General features: G+C 69.9%; 13 protein-coding genes. 7 read left to right on the forward strand and 6 right to left on the reverse strand.

The window, feature by feature from the left end; genetic code table 11:
* Nucleotides 1-84 precede the first annotated feature (84 nt).
* Nucleotides 85-288, reverse strand: coding sequence for a hypothetical protein (locus GKC29_RS18505; RefSeq protein ID WP_155332019.1), 204 nt, complete (start codon nt 286-288; stop codon nt 85-87).
* Between the two features lie 216 nt (nt 289-504).
* Here GKC29_RS18505 and GKC29_RS18510 point away from each other — a divergent pair, with 216 nt between their 5' ends.
* The 4 genes from GKC29_RS18510 to GKC29_RS18525 all read left to right on the forward strand — a co-directional run bounded on the left by GKC29_RS18510 (nt 505) and on the right by GKC29_RS18525 (nt 11,910).
* Complete coding sequence (locus GKC29_RS18510; protein ID WP_155332020.1) at nt 505-6,930, forward strand: DEAD/DEAH box helicase; 6,426 nt, start codon at nt 505-507, stop codon at nt 6,928-6,930.
* Entirely contained in the window at nt 6,930-9,095 is a 2,166-nt protein-coding gene (locus GKC29_RS18515; RefSeq protein ID WP_155332021.1) for a UvrD-helicase domain-containing protein, read from the forward strand. Before GKC29_RS18510 ends, GKC29_RS18515 begins: the two co-directional genes overlap by 1 nt.
* A gap of 89 nt (nt 9,096-9,184) precedes the next feature.
* Entirely contained in the window at nt 9,185-10,390 is a 1,206-nt protein-coding gene (locus GKC29_RS18520; protein ID WP_230688695.1) for a serine/threonine-protein kinase, read from the forward strand.
* 179 nt (nt 10,391-10,569) lie between these two features.
* On the forward strand, nt 10,570-11,910 hold the full coding sequence (locus GKC29_RS18525; RefSeq protein ID WP_155332023.1) for a PIN-like domain-containing protein: 1,341 nt from the start codon (nt 10,570-10,572) through the stop codon (nt 11,908-11,910).
* 69 nt (nt 11,911-11,979) lie between these two features.
* On the opposite strand, the gene GKC29_RS18530 is transcribed toward GKC29_RS18525, so the two are convergent.
* From GKC29_RS18530 to GKC29_RS18545, 4 genes are all read right to left on the reverse strand, one after another.
* Nucleotides 11,980-12,555: a hypothetical protein gene (locus GKC29_RS18530; protein WP_155332024.1), complete on the reverse strand. Its 576-nt coding sequence runs from the start codon at nt 12,553-12,555 to the stop codon at nt 11,980-11,982.
* A 114-nt stretch (nt 12,556-12,669) separates the two neighbouring features.
* Nucleotides 12,670-13,299 carry a LysE family translocator gene (locus GKC29_RS18535; RefSeq protein WP_230688696.1) on the reverse strand — a complete coding sequence of 210 codons (630 nt, stop codon included), beginning with the start codon at nt 13,297-13,299 and terminating at the stop codon, nt 12,670-12,672.
* Nucleotides 13,296-13,511: a DUF397 domain-containing protein gene (locus GKC29_RS18540; RefSeq protein ID WP_155332025.1), complete on the reverse strand. Its 216-nt coding sequence runs from the start codon at nt 13,509-13,511 to the stop codon at nt 13,296-13,298. The genes GKC29_RS18535 and GKC29_RS18540 overlap by 4 nt, the downstream gene beginning before the upstream one ends.
* Nucleotides 13,504-14,391 carry a helix-turn-helix transcriptional regulator gene (locus tag GKC29_RS18545; RefSeq protein ID WP_155332026.1) on the reverse strand — a complete coding sequence of 296 codons (888 nt, stop codon included), beginning with the start codon at nt 14,389-14,391 and terminating at the stop codon, nt 13,504-13,506. The genes GKC29_RS18540 and GKC29_RS18545 overlap by 8 nt, the downstream gene beginning before the upstream one ends.
* A gap of 163 nt (nt 14,392-14,554) precedes the next feature.
* Here GKC29_RS18545 and GKC29_RS18550 point away from each other — a divergent pair, with 163 nt between their 5' ends.
* Both GKC29_RS18550 and GKC29_RS18555 read left to right on the forward strand, forming a co-directional pair.
* Nucleotides 14,555-14,782: a hypothetical protein gene (locus GKC29_RS18550; RefSeq protein WP_155332027.1), complete on the forward strand. Its 228-nt coding sequence runs from the start codon at nt 14,555-14,557 to the stop codon at nt 14,780-14,782.
* 636 nt (nt 14,783-15,418) lie between these two features.
* A complete protein-coding gene (locus tag GKC29_RS18555; protein WP_230688697.1) occupies nt 15,419-15,718 on the forward strand; it encodes a hypothetical protein in 300 nt (99 codons plus the stop codon).
* A gap of 60 nt (nt 15,719-15,778) precedes the next feature.
* Here GKC29_RS18555 and GKC29_RS18560 read toward each other — a convergent pair whose 3' ends face one another.
* Nucleotides 15,779-16,273, reverse strand: coding sequence for a hypothetical protein (locus tag GKC29_RS18560; protein WP_155332028.1), 495 nt, complete (start codon nt 16,271-16,273; stop codon nt 15,779-15,781).
* Nucleotides 16,274-16,429: 156 nt separating this feature from the next.
* Here GKC29_RS18560 and GKC29_RS18565 point away from each other — a divergent pair, with 156 nt between their 5' ends.
* Entirely contained in the window at nt 16,430-16,591 is a 162-nt protein-coding gene (locus GKC29_RS18565; protein ID WP_155332029.1) for a hypothetical protein, read from the forward strand.
* Nucleotides 16,592-16,601: the final 10 nt, after the last annotated feature.

Consider the following 16,601-nt stretch of genomic DNA (forward strand, 5'->3'; position numbering starts at 1 on the left):
GGGCCAGCTCCAGGGGATCGCGCCATCCGCGTGGCGTGGCCGCCGGAGAGCCGGTCTCCGCTGAGGCGGAGACCGGCCCCGCTGTCAGCGGTCGTCGGAGTGGATCTTCGAAGCGTGGTACTGGCCGCCGATGTTCTCCACGTACCACGCGTCGACATGGGCCGGTCCGGTATCCGTCCTGCTGTGCTGGTGCGGGTTCGAGATTTGACCCTCGTTCTGGAGAGTGATGTGGTCTCCGGGCGCTACGCCGATCTGCCTGGCGGCCTCGATCGCTTGATCCTTGTTCATGGTCTCGCAACCCCTCTCGTGTTTCATGCACAAGTCGCTTGTCACGTCCAGCGTCAGTGGCAACTGTTACGAGGCGATTACCGGCTCCATTACGAGCCGAGCATGGACGCCGCCAGCCGAAATTGCTGTCGCGAATCCGACTCACCCTGTCGTCCTGGCCTGTTGGCCAGGTCAGCGCCGGTAAGGAGTGAAGTAGCATGCGGCGGTGATCCGCTCATGAGACCGACGATCGCCGCCGACACCCTGCGCCGGACCCTGACGCAGTACCTGACGACCACCTTCGGCCTGACCGAGGAGGGCGTACGTCAGGGCCTGGAGGGCTTCCTCTCCCACCCGGAGCAGGGCATCTTCCGTGGCCCGTACCTGCGGATCCGGACCCCCTTCCGCCCGGCGGAGGGGGACTGGCGGGCGTGCCTGGACTGGGCCCCGGCCGACTTCACCCCCTACCTGCACCAGGCGAAGGCGTTCGCCCGGCTGTCGACGAAGGGCAAGGCGGCCGAACCGACGCTGATCACCACCGGCACTGGCTCCGGCAAGACCGAGTCGTTCCTGATCCCGGTGCTCGACCACTGCCGCCGGCGGAAGCAGCAGGGGCAGGCCGGCATCAAGGCGATCCTGCTGTACCCGATGAACGCCCTCGCGACCGACCAGACGCAGCGCATCAACGAGCTGCTCTCCGACCCGGCGCTCAGCGGAGTCACCGCCGGCCTCTACATCGGCGACGTCGCCGCCATCGAGTACCCGCACGTGTTCACCAAGCGGTCGGAGATGCGTCGCACCCCGCCGGACATCCTGATCACCAACTACAAGATGCTGGACCTGCTGCTCCAGCGCGCCGACGACCTGCCGCTGTGGGAGGGCGCCGAGCCGGCGTACGTCGTCCTCGACGAGTTCCACACCTACGACGGCGCGCAGGGCACCGACGTGGCGATGCTGCTGCGGCGGCTCGCCGCCGCGCTGGGCCTCGACAAGCCGGACCGCCCGCTCGGGCCGATCTGCCCGGTCGCCACCTCTGCGACGCTGGGTGAGGGCGGTGGCCGGGACGGCCGCACCGCGATCCGGGAGGTCGCCGAGCAGGTCTTCGGCGTCGCCTTCGACGCCGGGTCGCTGGTCGGGGAGGACCGCTACGAGCCGGGCGAGTTCATGGCCCGCCAGGACTTCAGCCTGCCGCTACCCAGCCCGGAGCAGCTCGCCGCCGTCGAGGACCGCGACCCCGGGCTGATGATGGCCCAGGTCGCCGAACTGGTGCTCGGCGAGCGCTGCCTCGACAACCCGACCCGCCTCGGTGACCTGCTGCGTCAGCACCCGCTCACCAAGGCGGTGCTCGACTCGCTCGGCCCGACGCCGCGCACCCTCGACGAGATCATCGACGTGCTGCCGCGCAAGAACGCCACCGGCTGGGGCAGCGCGATGAAGACCCGCCCCGAGCTCACCGCGAAGGCCCTCGCCCGGTTCATCGGGCTGCTCTCCGTCGCGCGCAACCCGGACGATCCGCGCCGGCCGCTGCTCAACATCGAGACCCACCTCTGGGTGCGGTCCGTCTCCCGGCTGCTGCGCGGCACCTCCCACCAGGCCACCTTCGGCTGGTACGGCGAAGCCCCGCGCGAGCTGGACCTCTACGCCACCGAGACCGACGCGGTGGTCGCCGACAACCGCTACCCCCGACTGCCGGCCATCTACTGCCGGCACTGCGGCCGATCGGGCTGGATGGCGCTGTCGCCGGAGAAGGACCCGCAGGAACTGGAGACCGACCCGGACAAGATCTATCGGGCCAGCGTCGGCCGGGACAAGCGCCGGGTCCGCGCGCTGATCGCCGCGACCGAGGACGAGGTACGGCAGCGGCCCGGCGGCCTGCTGGTGCTGGAGTACGGCCGACGGGTGCGCCCCTTCGACGGGGAGCGGGACCGGGAGCCGACCGACGACGCGGTCGTCGTGCTCGGTGACATTCTCGGGATCGACGCGGCCGAGAAGGACCGCTGCCCGTCCTGCGAGATGGACCACGGCATCCGCTTCCTCGGTGCCGGCCTCGCCACCCTCGCCTCGGTCGCGATCACGCAGCTCTTCACCGGCGGCGAGCTCGACGAGGCCGAGCAGAAGACGCTGCTCTTCAACGACTCCGTCCAGGACGCCGCCCACCGCGCCGGCTTCGTCGCCAACCGGTCGTACGCCTTCTCCCTCCGCTCCCTGCTGGCCGACCAGCTGTCGGCCGGCGAGTCCGTCGGGCTGGACGACCTGGTCGCGAAGATGGTGGAGGCGGCAGCGCAGCCGGAGATCCTCTCCACCGTCGTCCCGCCGGACCTGCACGACCAACCGGGGGTCGACGGCCTGCTCGCCGGTGAGCACACCGGCAGCCGGGAGACCTGGTCGCTGATCAGTGAGCGGCTCGTCTTCGCCACCGTGATGGAGACCGGGCTGCGCTCCCGTCAGGGCCGCACCCTGGAACTGACCCGCAGCATCGCCGTCGAGGTCGCCCTCGACGACCCCGCCAAGGCCGCCGCGATCTGCCGGGACGTGCACGTCACCGGCCCCGGCCAGCTCGGCGGCACGGCCCCGGACGACGCCCGCTACCTCGCCTTCCTCCGCGGCCTTCTGGAACGGCTGCGGACCCGGGGCGCGGTCTACCACGAGTGGCTGGTGCCGTACCTGAAGCGGGGCGGCACCCGGTGGCAGGTCTGGGGTGGTCGCCCGGCCGGCATGCCCGCCTTCCCGAAGGGCGTGTCGGCGCCCGCGTTCCTGCTGGCCACGCCGAAGACCCGCTCCGAGTTCGACGCGATCACCGCGCGCGGCAACTGGTACCAGGACTGGACCTCCCGCTGCCTGGGCATGGACCTCGGCGACGCCGCCGGCTACCTGTCCCGGCTGCTGCCCGCCCTGGCCGCCGCCGACATCGTCGCCGCCGGCGACACCGAGGACGGCAACACGGTGTACGGGCTGATGCCCGGCCACCTGCGGGTCACCCGGCTCGACGACACCGCCGCCACGCTGGCCGGGGTCGGGTGCGACACCTGCCACTGGCAGGCCACCGAGAACCCCGACAGGGTCGCCGACTGGACCGGCCAGCCCTGCCGGCAGTACCGCTGCCGCGGCCGGCTCCAGGCCGCCACCGACGACACCGCGCCGGACGACTACTACCGGCGGCTCTACCTGGAGAGCCCGGTCTTCCGGGTGGTCACCGGTGAGCACACCGGCATGCTGACCCGCGCCCAGCGGGAGACCGTGGAGAAGGAGTTCCGCGACGGCGCCCGCTACACCGACCCGAACGTGCTCTCCTGCACGCCGACCCTGGAGATGGGCATCGACATCGGGGCGCTCTCCGCGGTGGTGCTGGCGTCGCTGCCGCACGGGCCGGCCAACTACGTCCAGCGGGCCGGCCGTGCCGGCCGCAAGAGCGGCAACGCGCTCGTGCTCACCCTGGTCGGCCGCAGCGAGCGGGACCGCTACTACCTCACCGACCCGCGGGACATGATCGCCGGGCAGATCGTGCCGCCCGGCTGCTTCCTCTCCGCCGTGGAGATCCTGCGCCGGCAGTACCTCGCCCACCTCATCGACCTGGCCGCCCGCGGTCGGCTGCCTGGTGTGCTGCCGATGCCCCGGCGGGCGCACGTTCTCTTCGGCCCGAGCGGCTGGCTCACCAACCTGGCCGAGGCGGGCCGCCGCGACGGCCCCCGAGTGGTGGAGGAGTTCCTGGCGCTCTTCGGCGACAAGGTTCTGCGGGCCGCCGCCGACCAACTGCGGGAGTTCGCGGTGGACGGCGTCGTCCACCGGGTCAAGGAGGCCGACGAGACGTGGGAGGCCCGGCTGGCCGACCTGCGGCGCCGGCTCCAGGAAATCGCCACCGCGCGCGGCACGCTCGTGCAGAGCGACCCGGACCACGCCCGCGAGATCAAGATGCTGAAGGCGGAGGAGGGCGCCGTCCGGCGTCGGCTGCGGGAGGTCAGCGCCGCCGCCGCGCACGGCACCCTGGTCGAGTTCGGGCTGCTGCCGAACTACGCGCTCATCGACAGTCGCACCGACCTGGAAGCCACCCTGACCTGGGAGGAGAAGACCGACGGCGACCGCCGCTTCCACAGCGAACTGCGCGAGTACGCCCGCCCGGCCCGTCAGGCCCTCGTCGAGATCGCACCCGGAAACAGCTACTACGTGCGGGGCTACAAGCACGAGATCTCCGGACTCGACGTCGGCCCGGCCGACCGGCCCGCGTACGAGCAGTGGCGGATCTGCGCCCAGTGCGGCTACGTCCGCACCCACCTCGCCAAGGAGGACACCAGCCCCTGCCCGCGCTGCGCGGACAAGGGCATCGCCGACCACGGCCGACTGTTCCAGGTGCTGCAGCCGACCCGCGTGTACAGCCGGGACAAGCGCGACGACGCCCGCATCCGGGACGACAGTGACGACCGGGACCGGCGCTTCTACGCCACTACCGTCGCGGTCGACATCGACCCGGCCAAGGTCGACTCGTCGTGGCGGCACGCGCACGACACGTTCGGCGTCGACTACAGCCGGCACGCCACGATCCGGCATTTCAACCTCGGCGCCCAGCGCTACGACCGCGCCGCCGAGGCTTTCGCCGGCGACGAGGTGCGCATCAACCGGTTCCATACCTGCACCTCGTGCGGCGGCACCACCGTCGACGGCCTGCCGGCGGTCAGCCAGCAACTCGCCGCGCAGGCCTCCGGGGCGACCGTCATACAGGGCGCGGAGCACCACCGCCCCTGGTGCCCGTACCGGCGCTCGCCGGCTGCGCCGGGTACGCACGTCGACCTGATTCTCGCCCACGAGCTGGAGACCGAGGCGCTGCGCATCCTGATCCCGGCGGCGACCGCCCTGGTGCAGGAGCGGCTGCTGTCCTTCGCCGCCGCGGTCCGGCTCGGAATCGCGGCCCAGTACGGCGGCGACCCCGCCCACCTGCAGGCCGTCGCGGCCACCATGCCGGACGGGCAGAGCGACGGCACCCGCAACTTCGTCGTCGTCTTCGACACGCAGCCGCAGGGCACCGGCTATCTGCACCGGCTCGCCGACCCGGAGGAGTTCCGCGGCATCCTGAAGCTGGCCCGGCAGCAGATCGCCGACTGCGTCTGCCGCCAGGAAGGCCGGGACGTCTGTCACCGTTGCCTGCTGCGGTACGCCCGCAACGAGCATTTCGCCCTGATGAGCCGCAACGAGGCGCTGGGCATGCTCGACAAGCTCCTCGACACCTGGGACGTCGTGGAGGGCACCCGTACCGATGAGATCTCGCTGATCCACCAGGTGGAGAGCGAGCTGGAGCTGCAGTTCCTCACCAAGCTACTGGCCCTCGGCGAGACCCCGAACTCCGGGCTGCGCATCGACCGGCGGACGGATCACGACGGCGCCCGCATCGCCGACCTGAGGTTCATCCGGGACGGCGGGCAGAACGTCACCCACTGGCAGATGAAGCTGCAGAACACGGTCAAGGGCACCCGGCCGGACGTGCACTTCGAGCGCCTCGACGGATCCTCTCCCGACGTGGCGGTCTACCTCGACGGGTTCAAGTACCACGCCTCGCCGCAGTACAACCGCTTGGCGGACGATGCCGAGAAGCGAGCGCGGCTCCGTGCCCACGGCTACCTGGTCTTCGCCGCCACCTGGGACGACGTCAAGACCTGGGGGAGTGCCGAAGGGCAAGGGCAGTGGATGCCGTACGGCGGACTGAGCAAGCAGACCGCCAGGGACAAGTTCCGCGGCATGCTTCCTGGCGCGGATCCCGTCGAGCTGGAGGAGACGATCTGGGTCAACCCCATCGACCAGCTCATGCGCTTCCTCGCCGATCCTGATCTCACCCGCTGGCAGCGGCGGGCGGAAGCCGCTCTGTGGGGCATGCTCAAGCAGGCTCGGGACAACAGCGCGACCGACTCCGCCGGCGTCGCGGAACGGTTGATCGCCGCTCTGCGTGGAGAGCCCCTGCCCGCGCCGACCGCACGGCACATCATGGTCGCCCGTGCCCGGGACAACGCGGACTGCCCGGTGACGATCGTCCTCGACGCGCGCAGCAAGCCGTTGCCGACCATGTCGGCGCTCGCGGTTCTCGACGACCTGCCGGCCGCCGTGGCCTCCGAGGGGCACAAGGAGCGCTGGGCCGCCTGGCTGGCCTGGGGCAACGTCATCCAGTTCCTCACCAACGGTGGTGGTGACGCCGGCCAGCTCGCGGTCTCCACCCTTGACGCCTTCGAACCGGCGTCGATGGCGGTCACCGAGGGCACCGGACTGGTCCTGACCCAGCGCGCGCTGCCGCTGGACGAGGAGACCGCGACCTGGCTCGGTGTCGCACCGCAGCCGGTGCCAGTCGAGCCGGAGACGGTCGACGACGAGTCGCCCTGGCGTGAGGTGCTGCGGTACCTGGACCGCGACGAGAGCACCCTGGAGCTGCTGGTGCAGCAGCTCGCCCGGCAGAACCTGCCCGCACCGGTCGTCGGCTACGAGCTGGGCGACCAGGCGTGGCCCGCCGAGCTTGCCTGGCCCGATCGACGGATCGCCATCGTGCTCACCGGGCCGCCCGGTGATCCCGAGACGGAGGACCGCGACCGGGCGTACGCCGAGGCCGGCTGGCACGCACGGACCGCCCGGGACTGGTCGGTCGACGAATTGGCGGCACAGCTCGAGGTGACGAGTGGGGGAGAGAGCTGATGAGCACCGGAGCCATCCTGCGGATGCTGGACCGGGCCGACAAGGAGGTCATGAAGCTCACCCGCGCCGACATCGGCGCGGTCTACGAGTTCATGCACAAGTTCCGGCACAACCCGGAGAACCCGGGGCTCAACCTGAAGTCGCTCAACGGCGACGCCCGGCTGATGTCCGCCCGCGTCAACAAGGACTACCGGGCGCTGCTTCTCCACATCGCCGACCGTGACTACCTGCTCGTCGCGGTCAAGCACCGAAGCGAGGTGTACGACGACCTCACCCGGTACGCGTACCGGATCAACCGGGTCACCGGCGGCATCGAGGTCGTCGACCTGGCACCGGTCGGCGACAGCATCGTCGGGCGGGTCGTAGCGCCCGACCCCGAGCCGGAACCCGCGCAGAAGCCGCTCTTCGACGCGTACACCGACACTCAACTCCTGGAGCTGGGCGTCTCCGAGCCGCTGCTGCCGCAGATCCGTGAGCTCACCACCGAGGCGGAGCTGCTGGCACTGCTGGACCGGGCGCCGCAGCTCACCACCGACGTGCTCTTCGCGCTCTTCGACGGCACCCCCTACGACGACGTTCTCAAGCAGGTCACCGACCCGGTACGGGCCGACGACCCGGTCGACCCGGAGGACTTCGAGGCGGCGGCGGAACGCCCGGCCACGCAGGTGACGTCCGACGACGAGGCGCTGCAGGCGATGCTCGGCGAGGCGTTCGAGCGGTGGCAGATCTTCCTGCACCCCACCCAGCGGAAGCTGGTCGAGCGGAAGTACAACGGCCCGGCTCGGGTCGGCGGCGGGCCGGGCACCGGCAAGACCATCGTCGCCCTGCACCGGGTGGCGCACCTCGCCCGGCAGTTGCCCGCCGGGACGGACAAGCCGATCCTGCTCACCACCTTCAACCGGAACCTCGCCGCCGACCTGCGGACCCGACTGCTGGCCGTCGGTGGCCAGGAGCTGGTGGCGCGCGTCGACATCGTCAACATCGACCGGCTGGCCAGCCGGGTAGTGGCCGAGGCGAAGGCAGGCGGCAGCCGGCGGGTCGTCGACGACAACCGCGTCTCCGAGCTGTGGAGCGAGTTCCTCATCGAGATCGGGGAGTCCGCGTGGGACGCGGAGTTCCTCGCGGCCGAGTGGACCCAGGTGATCCTCGGCCAGGTGCTCAACTCGCGGACCGAGTACTTCAAGGCACGCCGTCCCAACCGCGGCCGGAGCCTGACCCGGGCCGAGCGCGACCAGATCTGGCAACTGACCGAGCGGTTCACCACCTGGCTCGACGGACGCGGTGTCTGGACCTGGCGTCAGGTGGCCCAGCGGGCAGCGCGCCTGGAGATGGACCGCGTGGCCCCCGGTGAGTCGTCCGGTGGTGTCTACCGCCCGCGCTACCGGCACGTCGTGGTCGACGAGGCGCAGGACCTCAGCGCCGCCCACTGGAAGATGCTGCGCGCCATGGTCGCCGCCGGACCGGACGACATGTTCCTCACCGGCGACACCCACCAGCGCATCTACGACAACCACGTGACACTGAGCAGCCTCGGCATCAACATCCGGGGCCGCTCGTCCCGGCTCACCTTGAGCTACCGCACGACCCGGCAGATCCTCGCCGACGCCCTGCAGATCATGACCGGCGAGGTGTACGACGACCTCGACGGCGGCGAGGAGGACCTGGCCGGCTACCGCTCCCTGCTGCGCGGCGATCGACCGGTCTTCCGTGGGGCACCAACCTGGGCTCAGGAGCGGGACCTGATCGCCGAGCAACTGCGGTCCTGGGGCAACCCGACCGACGGGTCGGTGGCGATCTGTGTGCCGACCAGAGAACTCGCTGCTGACGTGATCAGCCGCTTGGAGGCCGACGGACTGCCGGTCGTGGAGATCGGCCCCGATGGACCGAAGCAGCCCGACGGTGTCCACGTCGGCACCATGCACCGGTTCAAGGGCCTCGAATACCAGCGCATGATTATCGCCGCGGTCAGCGACGGACTCGTGCCCCGGCAGATGATCAGCCGGTACCGCGACACCGACCCGAAGCGGTACCAGCGCGAACGCCAGCGGGACCGGTCGCTGCTCTTCGTCGCCGCCACCCGTCCCCGCGACGAGCTGGCGGTGTTCTGGCATGGAACACCCAGCCCGTTCCTCACCAGCCGGCTCGTCCAGCGACAGCTACCGTGAGCACCGGCCCCCGCACCAGCGGGGGACGGCTCGAACATTTCGGGAGGTCAGGCGTGCAGGCGGGGGACCGCATCGGGGGCAGGTACGAGTTGACCTACCCGATCGGGCGCGGCGGGATGGGGCAGGTGTGGGGCGGCTTCGACGAGCGACTCGACCGGCCGGTGGCGATCAAGTTCCTCCGCCAGCTGGAGGTGCCGGAGGACGAGCGGGAAATCGCGGTCAAACGGTTCCGGCGCGAGGCGAGAGCGACCGCTCGCCTCGACCACCCCGGCGTTCCCACGGTGCACGATCTCGGGGAGCACGGCGAGGACCTTTATCTCGTGATGCAGCTCATCCGGGGTGTCGTCCTCGCTGATCACATCGCCGAGCAGGAGCAACTACCGGTGAGCGAGGCGGCATCGATCGCCGCGCAGATCTGTTCCGTGCTTGCTGCCGCCCACGCCGCATCGCTCGTGCACCGTGACCTGAAGCCCCAGAACCTCATGATCACCCCGTCCGGAGCGGTGAAGGTTCTGGACTTCGGTGTTGCCGCCCTGGTCGGCCCGGCCGAGGCGTCGCGCCTCACTGCCACCGGCAGCACCCTCGGCACGCCAGCCTACATCGCGCCTGAGCAGGCCACCGGCGGCCCGGTCGGACCTGCCGCCGACCTCTACGCCCTGGGCTGCATCCTCTTCGAGATGATCGCCGGACAACCCCCGTACGAGGCGGCGAACGCACCCGACATGTTGCGCCGGCACCTGCGCTCACCGATTCCCATCACTACCGAGTACCGGTCGGACGTGCCCGACGACCTGGCGCATCTCGTGTTTTGCCTCCTTGCCAAGGAACCGTTGGAGCGGCCGGCATCGGCCCTCGAAGTCGAGCAGCTCCTTGCACCCTTCCGCGACGACTACGTCAGGTCCGTAGCCACGTCGGCCACCCATGATTCTCTGTCCGCAGTCGGCGCCGTACCTGCTCAGAGGACTCCACAGGAGCTGACCGAGCTGCGGGCGCAGGCGCATGAGCTGGCCGAGCACGAGCGGTTCGTGCAAGCGGCCGACGTGTTGGAGCGCGCCCTCCACGCAGTGTCCGATGCGGAGCCGCCCGCAGCAGAGATCGTCGCTCTGCGGATGGATATCGCCAACCTGTACGTGCTGGCTGGGGATTTCCGGCAGGCATGCGAGGCCTTCGAGGCACTGGCACGTGACCTGGACCAGTCAGCGGACGAGCCGGATCTTGCCGAAAAGTGCCGGCAACAAGCGATGGCCTGCCGGCTCGAGTTGGGCCAGTCGACCAGAGCCACGAGCCACCCTTGATCCGTTAGCTCGCTTCCCGTTGCCTCGCCGGCCGTAGACATCAGCCGTTCGTGCTCACCCGCCCACCTGGGGTGTGAAATCTGGACATCCCTGGGCCGCGATATCCATAGAGGACTGCTCGCGTCCGATGTGTCGTGATCGAGACAGCCGCCATGGTGGTAAGCCGCTAGCCTGCTGCCGTGACGACGGCAGACAGTCTCGTGAACGGCGGCACTGCCTCCTCGGGCAGCCGCGGCATCATCGACGGCTTCGAGGGTTACGTCACGCCGACGGCTGAGGAGTACAGCCGCGTCCTCGCCACCGGAATGGTGGTGCTCGACGCCAACGTGCTGCTGAACCTCTACCGCTACACCGCTGGTGCCCGCGACGACCTGCTCGCGGTGATGGAGAAGCTGTCTGACCGCCTCTGGGTGCCCCACCGTGTGCTGGTCGAGTTCTGGCGGAATCGCGACCGGGTACTGCGTGATCCTCGGGACACCGGCAAGACCGTTCGTGAGCTGGAAGAGCTGCGGGGCCGTGCGGCTCGCGCGTTCCAGACGTGGGTCAACCGAGTGTCGCTGCCCCCCGACCGTGCATCGGAGGTGCTCGGCCAGCTCAGCGCTGGTTTCGACGCAGTCATGCGATACGTAGACGACTTCAAGGACGCCACGGCGATGGACGCCGCCCGCGACACGAACACAGACGTCGTGCTTCGCTCACTCCGTTCGATCCTGCAGGGCAGGGTCGGGCATCCGTTGGACGAACAAGCATTGGCGGCCGCGCTCGTCGAGGCGCAACGGCGTCTCGACGAGAAGATTCCGCCGGGCTACATGGATCGCAAGAAGGAAGGCGCCGAGGGAGCAGGTGACTACCTCGTCTGGGAGCAGGTGCTCCGCGAGGCCGAGACGCGACGCTGCGACGTCCTGTTCGTAACCGGCGATGTCAAGGAGGACTGGTGGCGGGAGGAGGGGGGTGAGCGGCGCGGCCCTCGCATCGAACTCGTCGAGGAACTACGGCAGCGGGCCGGCACGCGACTGTTCATGGTTCGCCCACCACAACTGCTGAACTACGCCCGCGGTGCGCTCGCCGTCACGGTCCGGGACCGGTCCGTCGAGGATGCGGACAAGGTCGACGCCTTCCTCTCCGAGGCGGAGCCGGAACTCGCCAACGGCGGCTGGGATCCGGACGCCGTCACCTATCTGCTCGATCGCCTCGCCCGGGAGGCACCCCGGCAGGCCATCGTGCTCCTCAAAGCCGCGCAGCAGGGCGGGTACGTCAGCAGGAGTCAGGTCTACGAACTGACCCACTTCCCCCAGGAGCGCAGCCTGCGTGGGTTCACCCGACCCTTCAACCGCATCGTGCAGTTGATGCGCGAGGAAGGCGTCCTCCCAGAGGAGGCCGTCGACGTCTTCTGGGCGGTCTACAACGACGAGTCACCCAGCTTCGGAGTCGCTGCCGGCTTCCAGATCCACGACGACGTTCTGCCGCTCTTCCTTTCCCGAATGCGCGATCGCAGCCCAGGCGGGGAGGATGCCGACTGACGGGTAATGATCAACAAGGGGATGCCGCACTGGGTACTGCACCTCGCGTGTTTGGCTCTTGCCACGTCGTCACGACGCGCGGACCAGCTCCAATGCCTGAAGCGCGATCTGTACTGATGCCGGCCCAAGCTTCGGCGCCTGCTCGTCGCTGACGGGGTTTGGCGCAGCCAACCGAACCTCCATGATCACGTTTGAGTCCAGGACCTCGAGCCTGGTGTCGCCCGAGACCTCCTGGTAGCGGACGGCATCCGCCGCGATCTCGGAGCCGCCCTGGAAGGGTTGAGCCGTACTCGTCCGGGCGGCACGGTCGAAGCCGGTGCGGGCAGCGCCCGGGCTGTCGAACGTCTGCACGCGCACCAGGACAAACCCGCCCGCGTACCCGTCTCCGCCGAAGAATCCCTGGCTGCAGCGGAAGCCGGGGCCCCGGTCATCGTCCACGGGTGGAATCGGCATCACCTTGCGGAAGGCCGGGTTGGCGAGCGTGTAGTCGATGCGGTCGCAGAGGTCGGCCGGCACAGTGCGCATCGGGCTGGGTGACGGCCCGGCCGCCGGCTGCTCGCCGCCGGCACAGCCGCTGAGCAGCAGGACGGGCAGTATGGCGCTCGCAGCCGCGGTCAGCGCTGCTCGGGTAGGCAAGATCGTCACGGCAGGGGAGTGTGCCAGAATCGCCGGCCGCCGAAAAGAGGTAGGGGACTGCCGGGTCAATGCGATGACCTGCAGTGACCAGGGATTCCGGACCCTCTCGCCCCTGGCTGTCGGTCAGAGCCGGGTCGCGGCCAGCCGGACGCCGAGGCCGATGAGGGCGACGCCCGTCGCGGCGTCGATCGCCCGCCGCACCGTGGGACGGTTGAGGAGCCGCCGCAGCGCGGCCACCACGTTGGCCACGCCCAGAAACCACAGCAGGGCGACGGTGACGGCCACCACCGCGAGCACCACGGCGTCGACGACCGACGCGTCGGTTCCGAGGAACTGTGGCATCAGCGCGACGAAGAACACCGCCGCCTTCGGGTTGAGCACGTTGCACAGCAGCCCCTGGCGGAACGCCGCGAGCACGCTCGTCTGCTCCTGCCGGCCCTGGTCGGCGACGAGTCCGCCGCTGTCGCGGGCCGCCGCGAGCAGCGCCCGGATGCCCAGGTAGGCGAGGTAGCCGGCCCCGACGAGCTTGACCACGGTGAAGGCCGTCGCCGACGCCGCCAGCAGCGCCGCGACACCGGTCGCGGCGGCGACGGACCAGACGAAGACGCCGGCCGCGATTCCGGCCGCCGTCGCCATCCCGCGCGTACGGCCCGAAACCGCGGCCTGGCGTACGACGATGGCGAAGTCGGGGCCGGGGGACAGCGCGCCCAGCGCCATCACCCCGGCGAACGCGACGATCGTCGTGGCAGTCACGACTGGGCGTGGTGGGCGCGTAGTCCGCTCTTGGTGGCGGCAGTGAAGGCGGACCACGCGGCCGGTGCAAAGGTCAGCGCCGGGCCGTTCGGGTCCTTGGAGTCGCGGACGGCGACGATGCCGGGGAGGTTGGTCGCGACCTCGACGCAGTCGCCGCCGTTGTCGCCGCTGCGGGTGCTCTTGCGCCAGATGGTGCCGGTCAGGTCAGTCATGCCGCATCTCCCCGATGATTCTCTTGATCATGTCCTTCGATTCTGCCTCGCCGAGCGTGAGCACATCCAGCCCCCTCCAGACGCGTTCGTAGGCGGCCAGCTCATCGGGCTTGTCCAGGTAGAGCGCACCGGTCAGGGACTCGCTGTAGACGACCGACGGTTCCGGGGCGGCGCGGCCATTCTTGGTCGGCGGAAAGTCGAGGATGACGAAGGACCCGGCGACGGCACCCGGCTGCGGACCGGCCGCCAGCGGCAGCACTCGGACCGACACGTTCGGTAGGTCGGACAGCTTGACGAGTTGGTCGAGCTGAGCACCCATGACCGCCGAGCCACCAACGCCTCGCCGGAGCACCGCCTCTGACAGGACGGCCTCAAGCCGCGGAGCTGCCGGCAACCGTCGGACCAGCAGGGCCTGCCGCTGAAGTCGGACCTGCACCGCCCGCTCGCGTTCTTCGTCGCTCAAGCGCCCGCCGAGGCGGTAGAGGGCGTGGGCGTACTCCTTCGTCTGGAGGATTCCGGGGATCAGCGATTCGTCGTAGCGGCGGAGGTACGCGGCGGCGGATTCCAGGCCGACGTACAGCTCGAACCAGCTCGGTACCGCGTCCCCGTACGCATGCCACCAGCCCTTCGACTTCGTCTCCGCGGCCAGGCCGCGCATTGCCTCGGTCATCTCCGGCGACACCCCGTACAGGTCGCACATCGCCTTGACGTCGAGCACCCGGACGGGACCCATGCCGCACTCGATGCGCCAGATCTTCTGCCGGCTGTACTCCAAGGCCTCGGCGGCGGCGTCGAGGGTCACCCCCGCCTCGTTGCGGAACTGCCGTAGCAGCCGGCCGAGCTGCCGGCGCGGCACGGTCGATCCGAGTTCCTCGGCCATCCGCACACTCCCTGATTCCATGACGCAACAATGCGTGACCTGCTCGTGCAACACCTAATGCGTCCAGGAAAGAAAGTCAATGCATGTCCGGGAAATCGCGGTATCAAACGTTGCGCATCCACTGCGGACTGTCACAGGATGACCACAGCGCGGCGGTCGGACGATCCCCCCGACCGGCCGCCGCGCTTCCCGATCGCAGCGCCTGGCTCGGATCGTCGGCCGCTGGATCACCGTGTTGCCGATGATGGACCCGGGGGAGATGACCGTCTCCGAGGAGGACAAGCAGTTCCTCCGGCACCGCGTCTTCTGCGACCTGCGGCTACCGGGTGGCCGGCGCTGTGTGCTCCGCGACGGCCACGACGGCGAGTGCTCCCGCCGCCTGCGCCGCTGACACAACCGGACGGTCCGTCATCCCAACTGCCCGACCCGCCGAATGCAGTAGTGATCATCAAGCCGCTAACGTGCGCAGCACGGGAGGTGGTCGGTATGGCACGGTGGGACGCCTGGTTCGAGAACGGGCAGCTTGTCGTCCGGCGTCGGCGGTTGCTTCCCTGGCGGAAGGCGGACGTCAGGTCGATACCGCTGAGCTCGATCCTCAGCATCGGGTCGCTCACCGCGGCCGACCATGCGAAGCGGCGCGCGCAACTCAGCGTTCAGGACCCGTCGGCACCGCACCTGACCGAGGTGATCCCGGTCCGGTTCGCGCCCGAGCAGTGGGAGATCGCCGGCTGGTTCGTACGGGAACGCCAAGGGACACCGACGGAACCGCCGCCGCAAGCGGATGCCCCGCCCCGCCCGGCTTTCGACGTTCCAGCGCAGTCGCGGCGACGGGCGCAGCCGCCGGCCGCACTGCAAGCCCACCTGGCGGCCAAGCCGGCGGCGCCCGCCACCGCTGGTCCGACCCGGAAAGCGTCGTCGCAGACAGCGACTACGGCGTCGACAACCCCGGTGATGCGGGCCGGCGACGGCAAGCGGTCGGTGTGGCTGTGGCTGCAGAACGGGGAGATCCACGCCCTCTCTCATCCCGGTGGGCGACACCACGCCGCGCAAGCTGAGCCCCGCCGATGTCGCCCGGCTCCTGCTCGCTGACCCGGCCAGGGCGATGCCGGCGATCCGTGTGTTGACCGGTTTCGCCGACAGCCGGCAGGCACTGGCCCGCCTGCGAAGCTGGCGGTCGGCCGACCGGGCCGTGGTCAACCTGAACGCCTCCGACCTGGCTGGGCGGCGGGTCACCGAGGCCCTGCAGAAGCCGGGCCGGAGCAACCCGGACGGCACCGTACGGACCGTGTTCGGCGGCCTGCCGAGCCTGAACAAGCGCCGCCGGTGAGCCTGAGCCACGGAGACGCCGGGCGCGCATGGATTGCGCCGCCGGCGTCTCCGTCCCTCTTCATTTGGCGAGCGAGCCCAGGCTGAAGCCGTCGAGCAGGTTGATGAGGTCGTCGTCGCGGGTCACCTCGTAGCCATGCTCCCGCAGCTCCGCGACCAGTTCACCCTCGCGGTCGAGCGGAATCTCGAGGTACTCGCCGTTGTGCGTCGTGTACACGACTTTGCCGTACTGGTCCTGCAGGTCCTCCGGCAGCACGTCGAACGCCCGCGTCGTGACCATCGGGGGCCAGTTCCCGTCCACGACGGAACCCACCTCGGTGATGTCGAAGGGCTTGTCGTCGGGGTAGTCGTCCTCTTCGTAGCACTCGGGGCCGGCGGGGTTCCACAGGCGGGTCATCTGGACCTGTCGAGCCTCGCCCCACGTACGCGCGGTGGCGAGCGCCGTGATCTCCGCGCCCTCCTCGGTCGCGGTGTCAGCGTCGGCGAAGGCGAGGCAGTCGTGGTGGGTGGCGTGGCCGTAGACCAGGCGCCGGGTGGTCGGGTGGTGCGTCGTCATGGCGCACATCCTTCCTCAGGGGTATGACTTCCAAGATCGGCAGACGGCCGGGGGCGGATCCTCCGGTCGGGTGACCGTCAGGTCAGCTGTTCCTGGCCCCGTCACCTGGAGAAACGCCCATTCCGGCAGCGTCTCCGTATCCGCTAGCGTGCGGTCGTGACCACTGAGCGACCGCGTCCGGACGACGAACCGACGATGGGCAAGCCGGCTGCGCCTCGGCGTGAACCGAGCAGGTTCTCCGACTGGGGGCCCGACTACGGCCCCGAGATCATCGAGGGCTACGAGGAGCCTCCGTACGACGAGCCGGATCCCCGATAGGGACTCAACC

This window comes from Micromonospora sp. WMMC415 (assembly GCF_009707425.1).
Lineage (GTDB): Bacteria > Actinomycetota > Actinomycetes > Mycobacteriales > Micromonosporaceae > Micromonospora.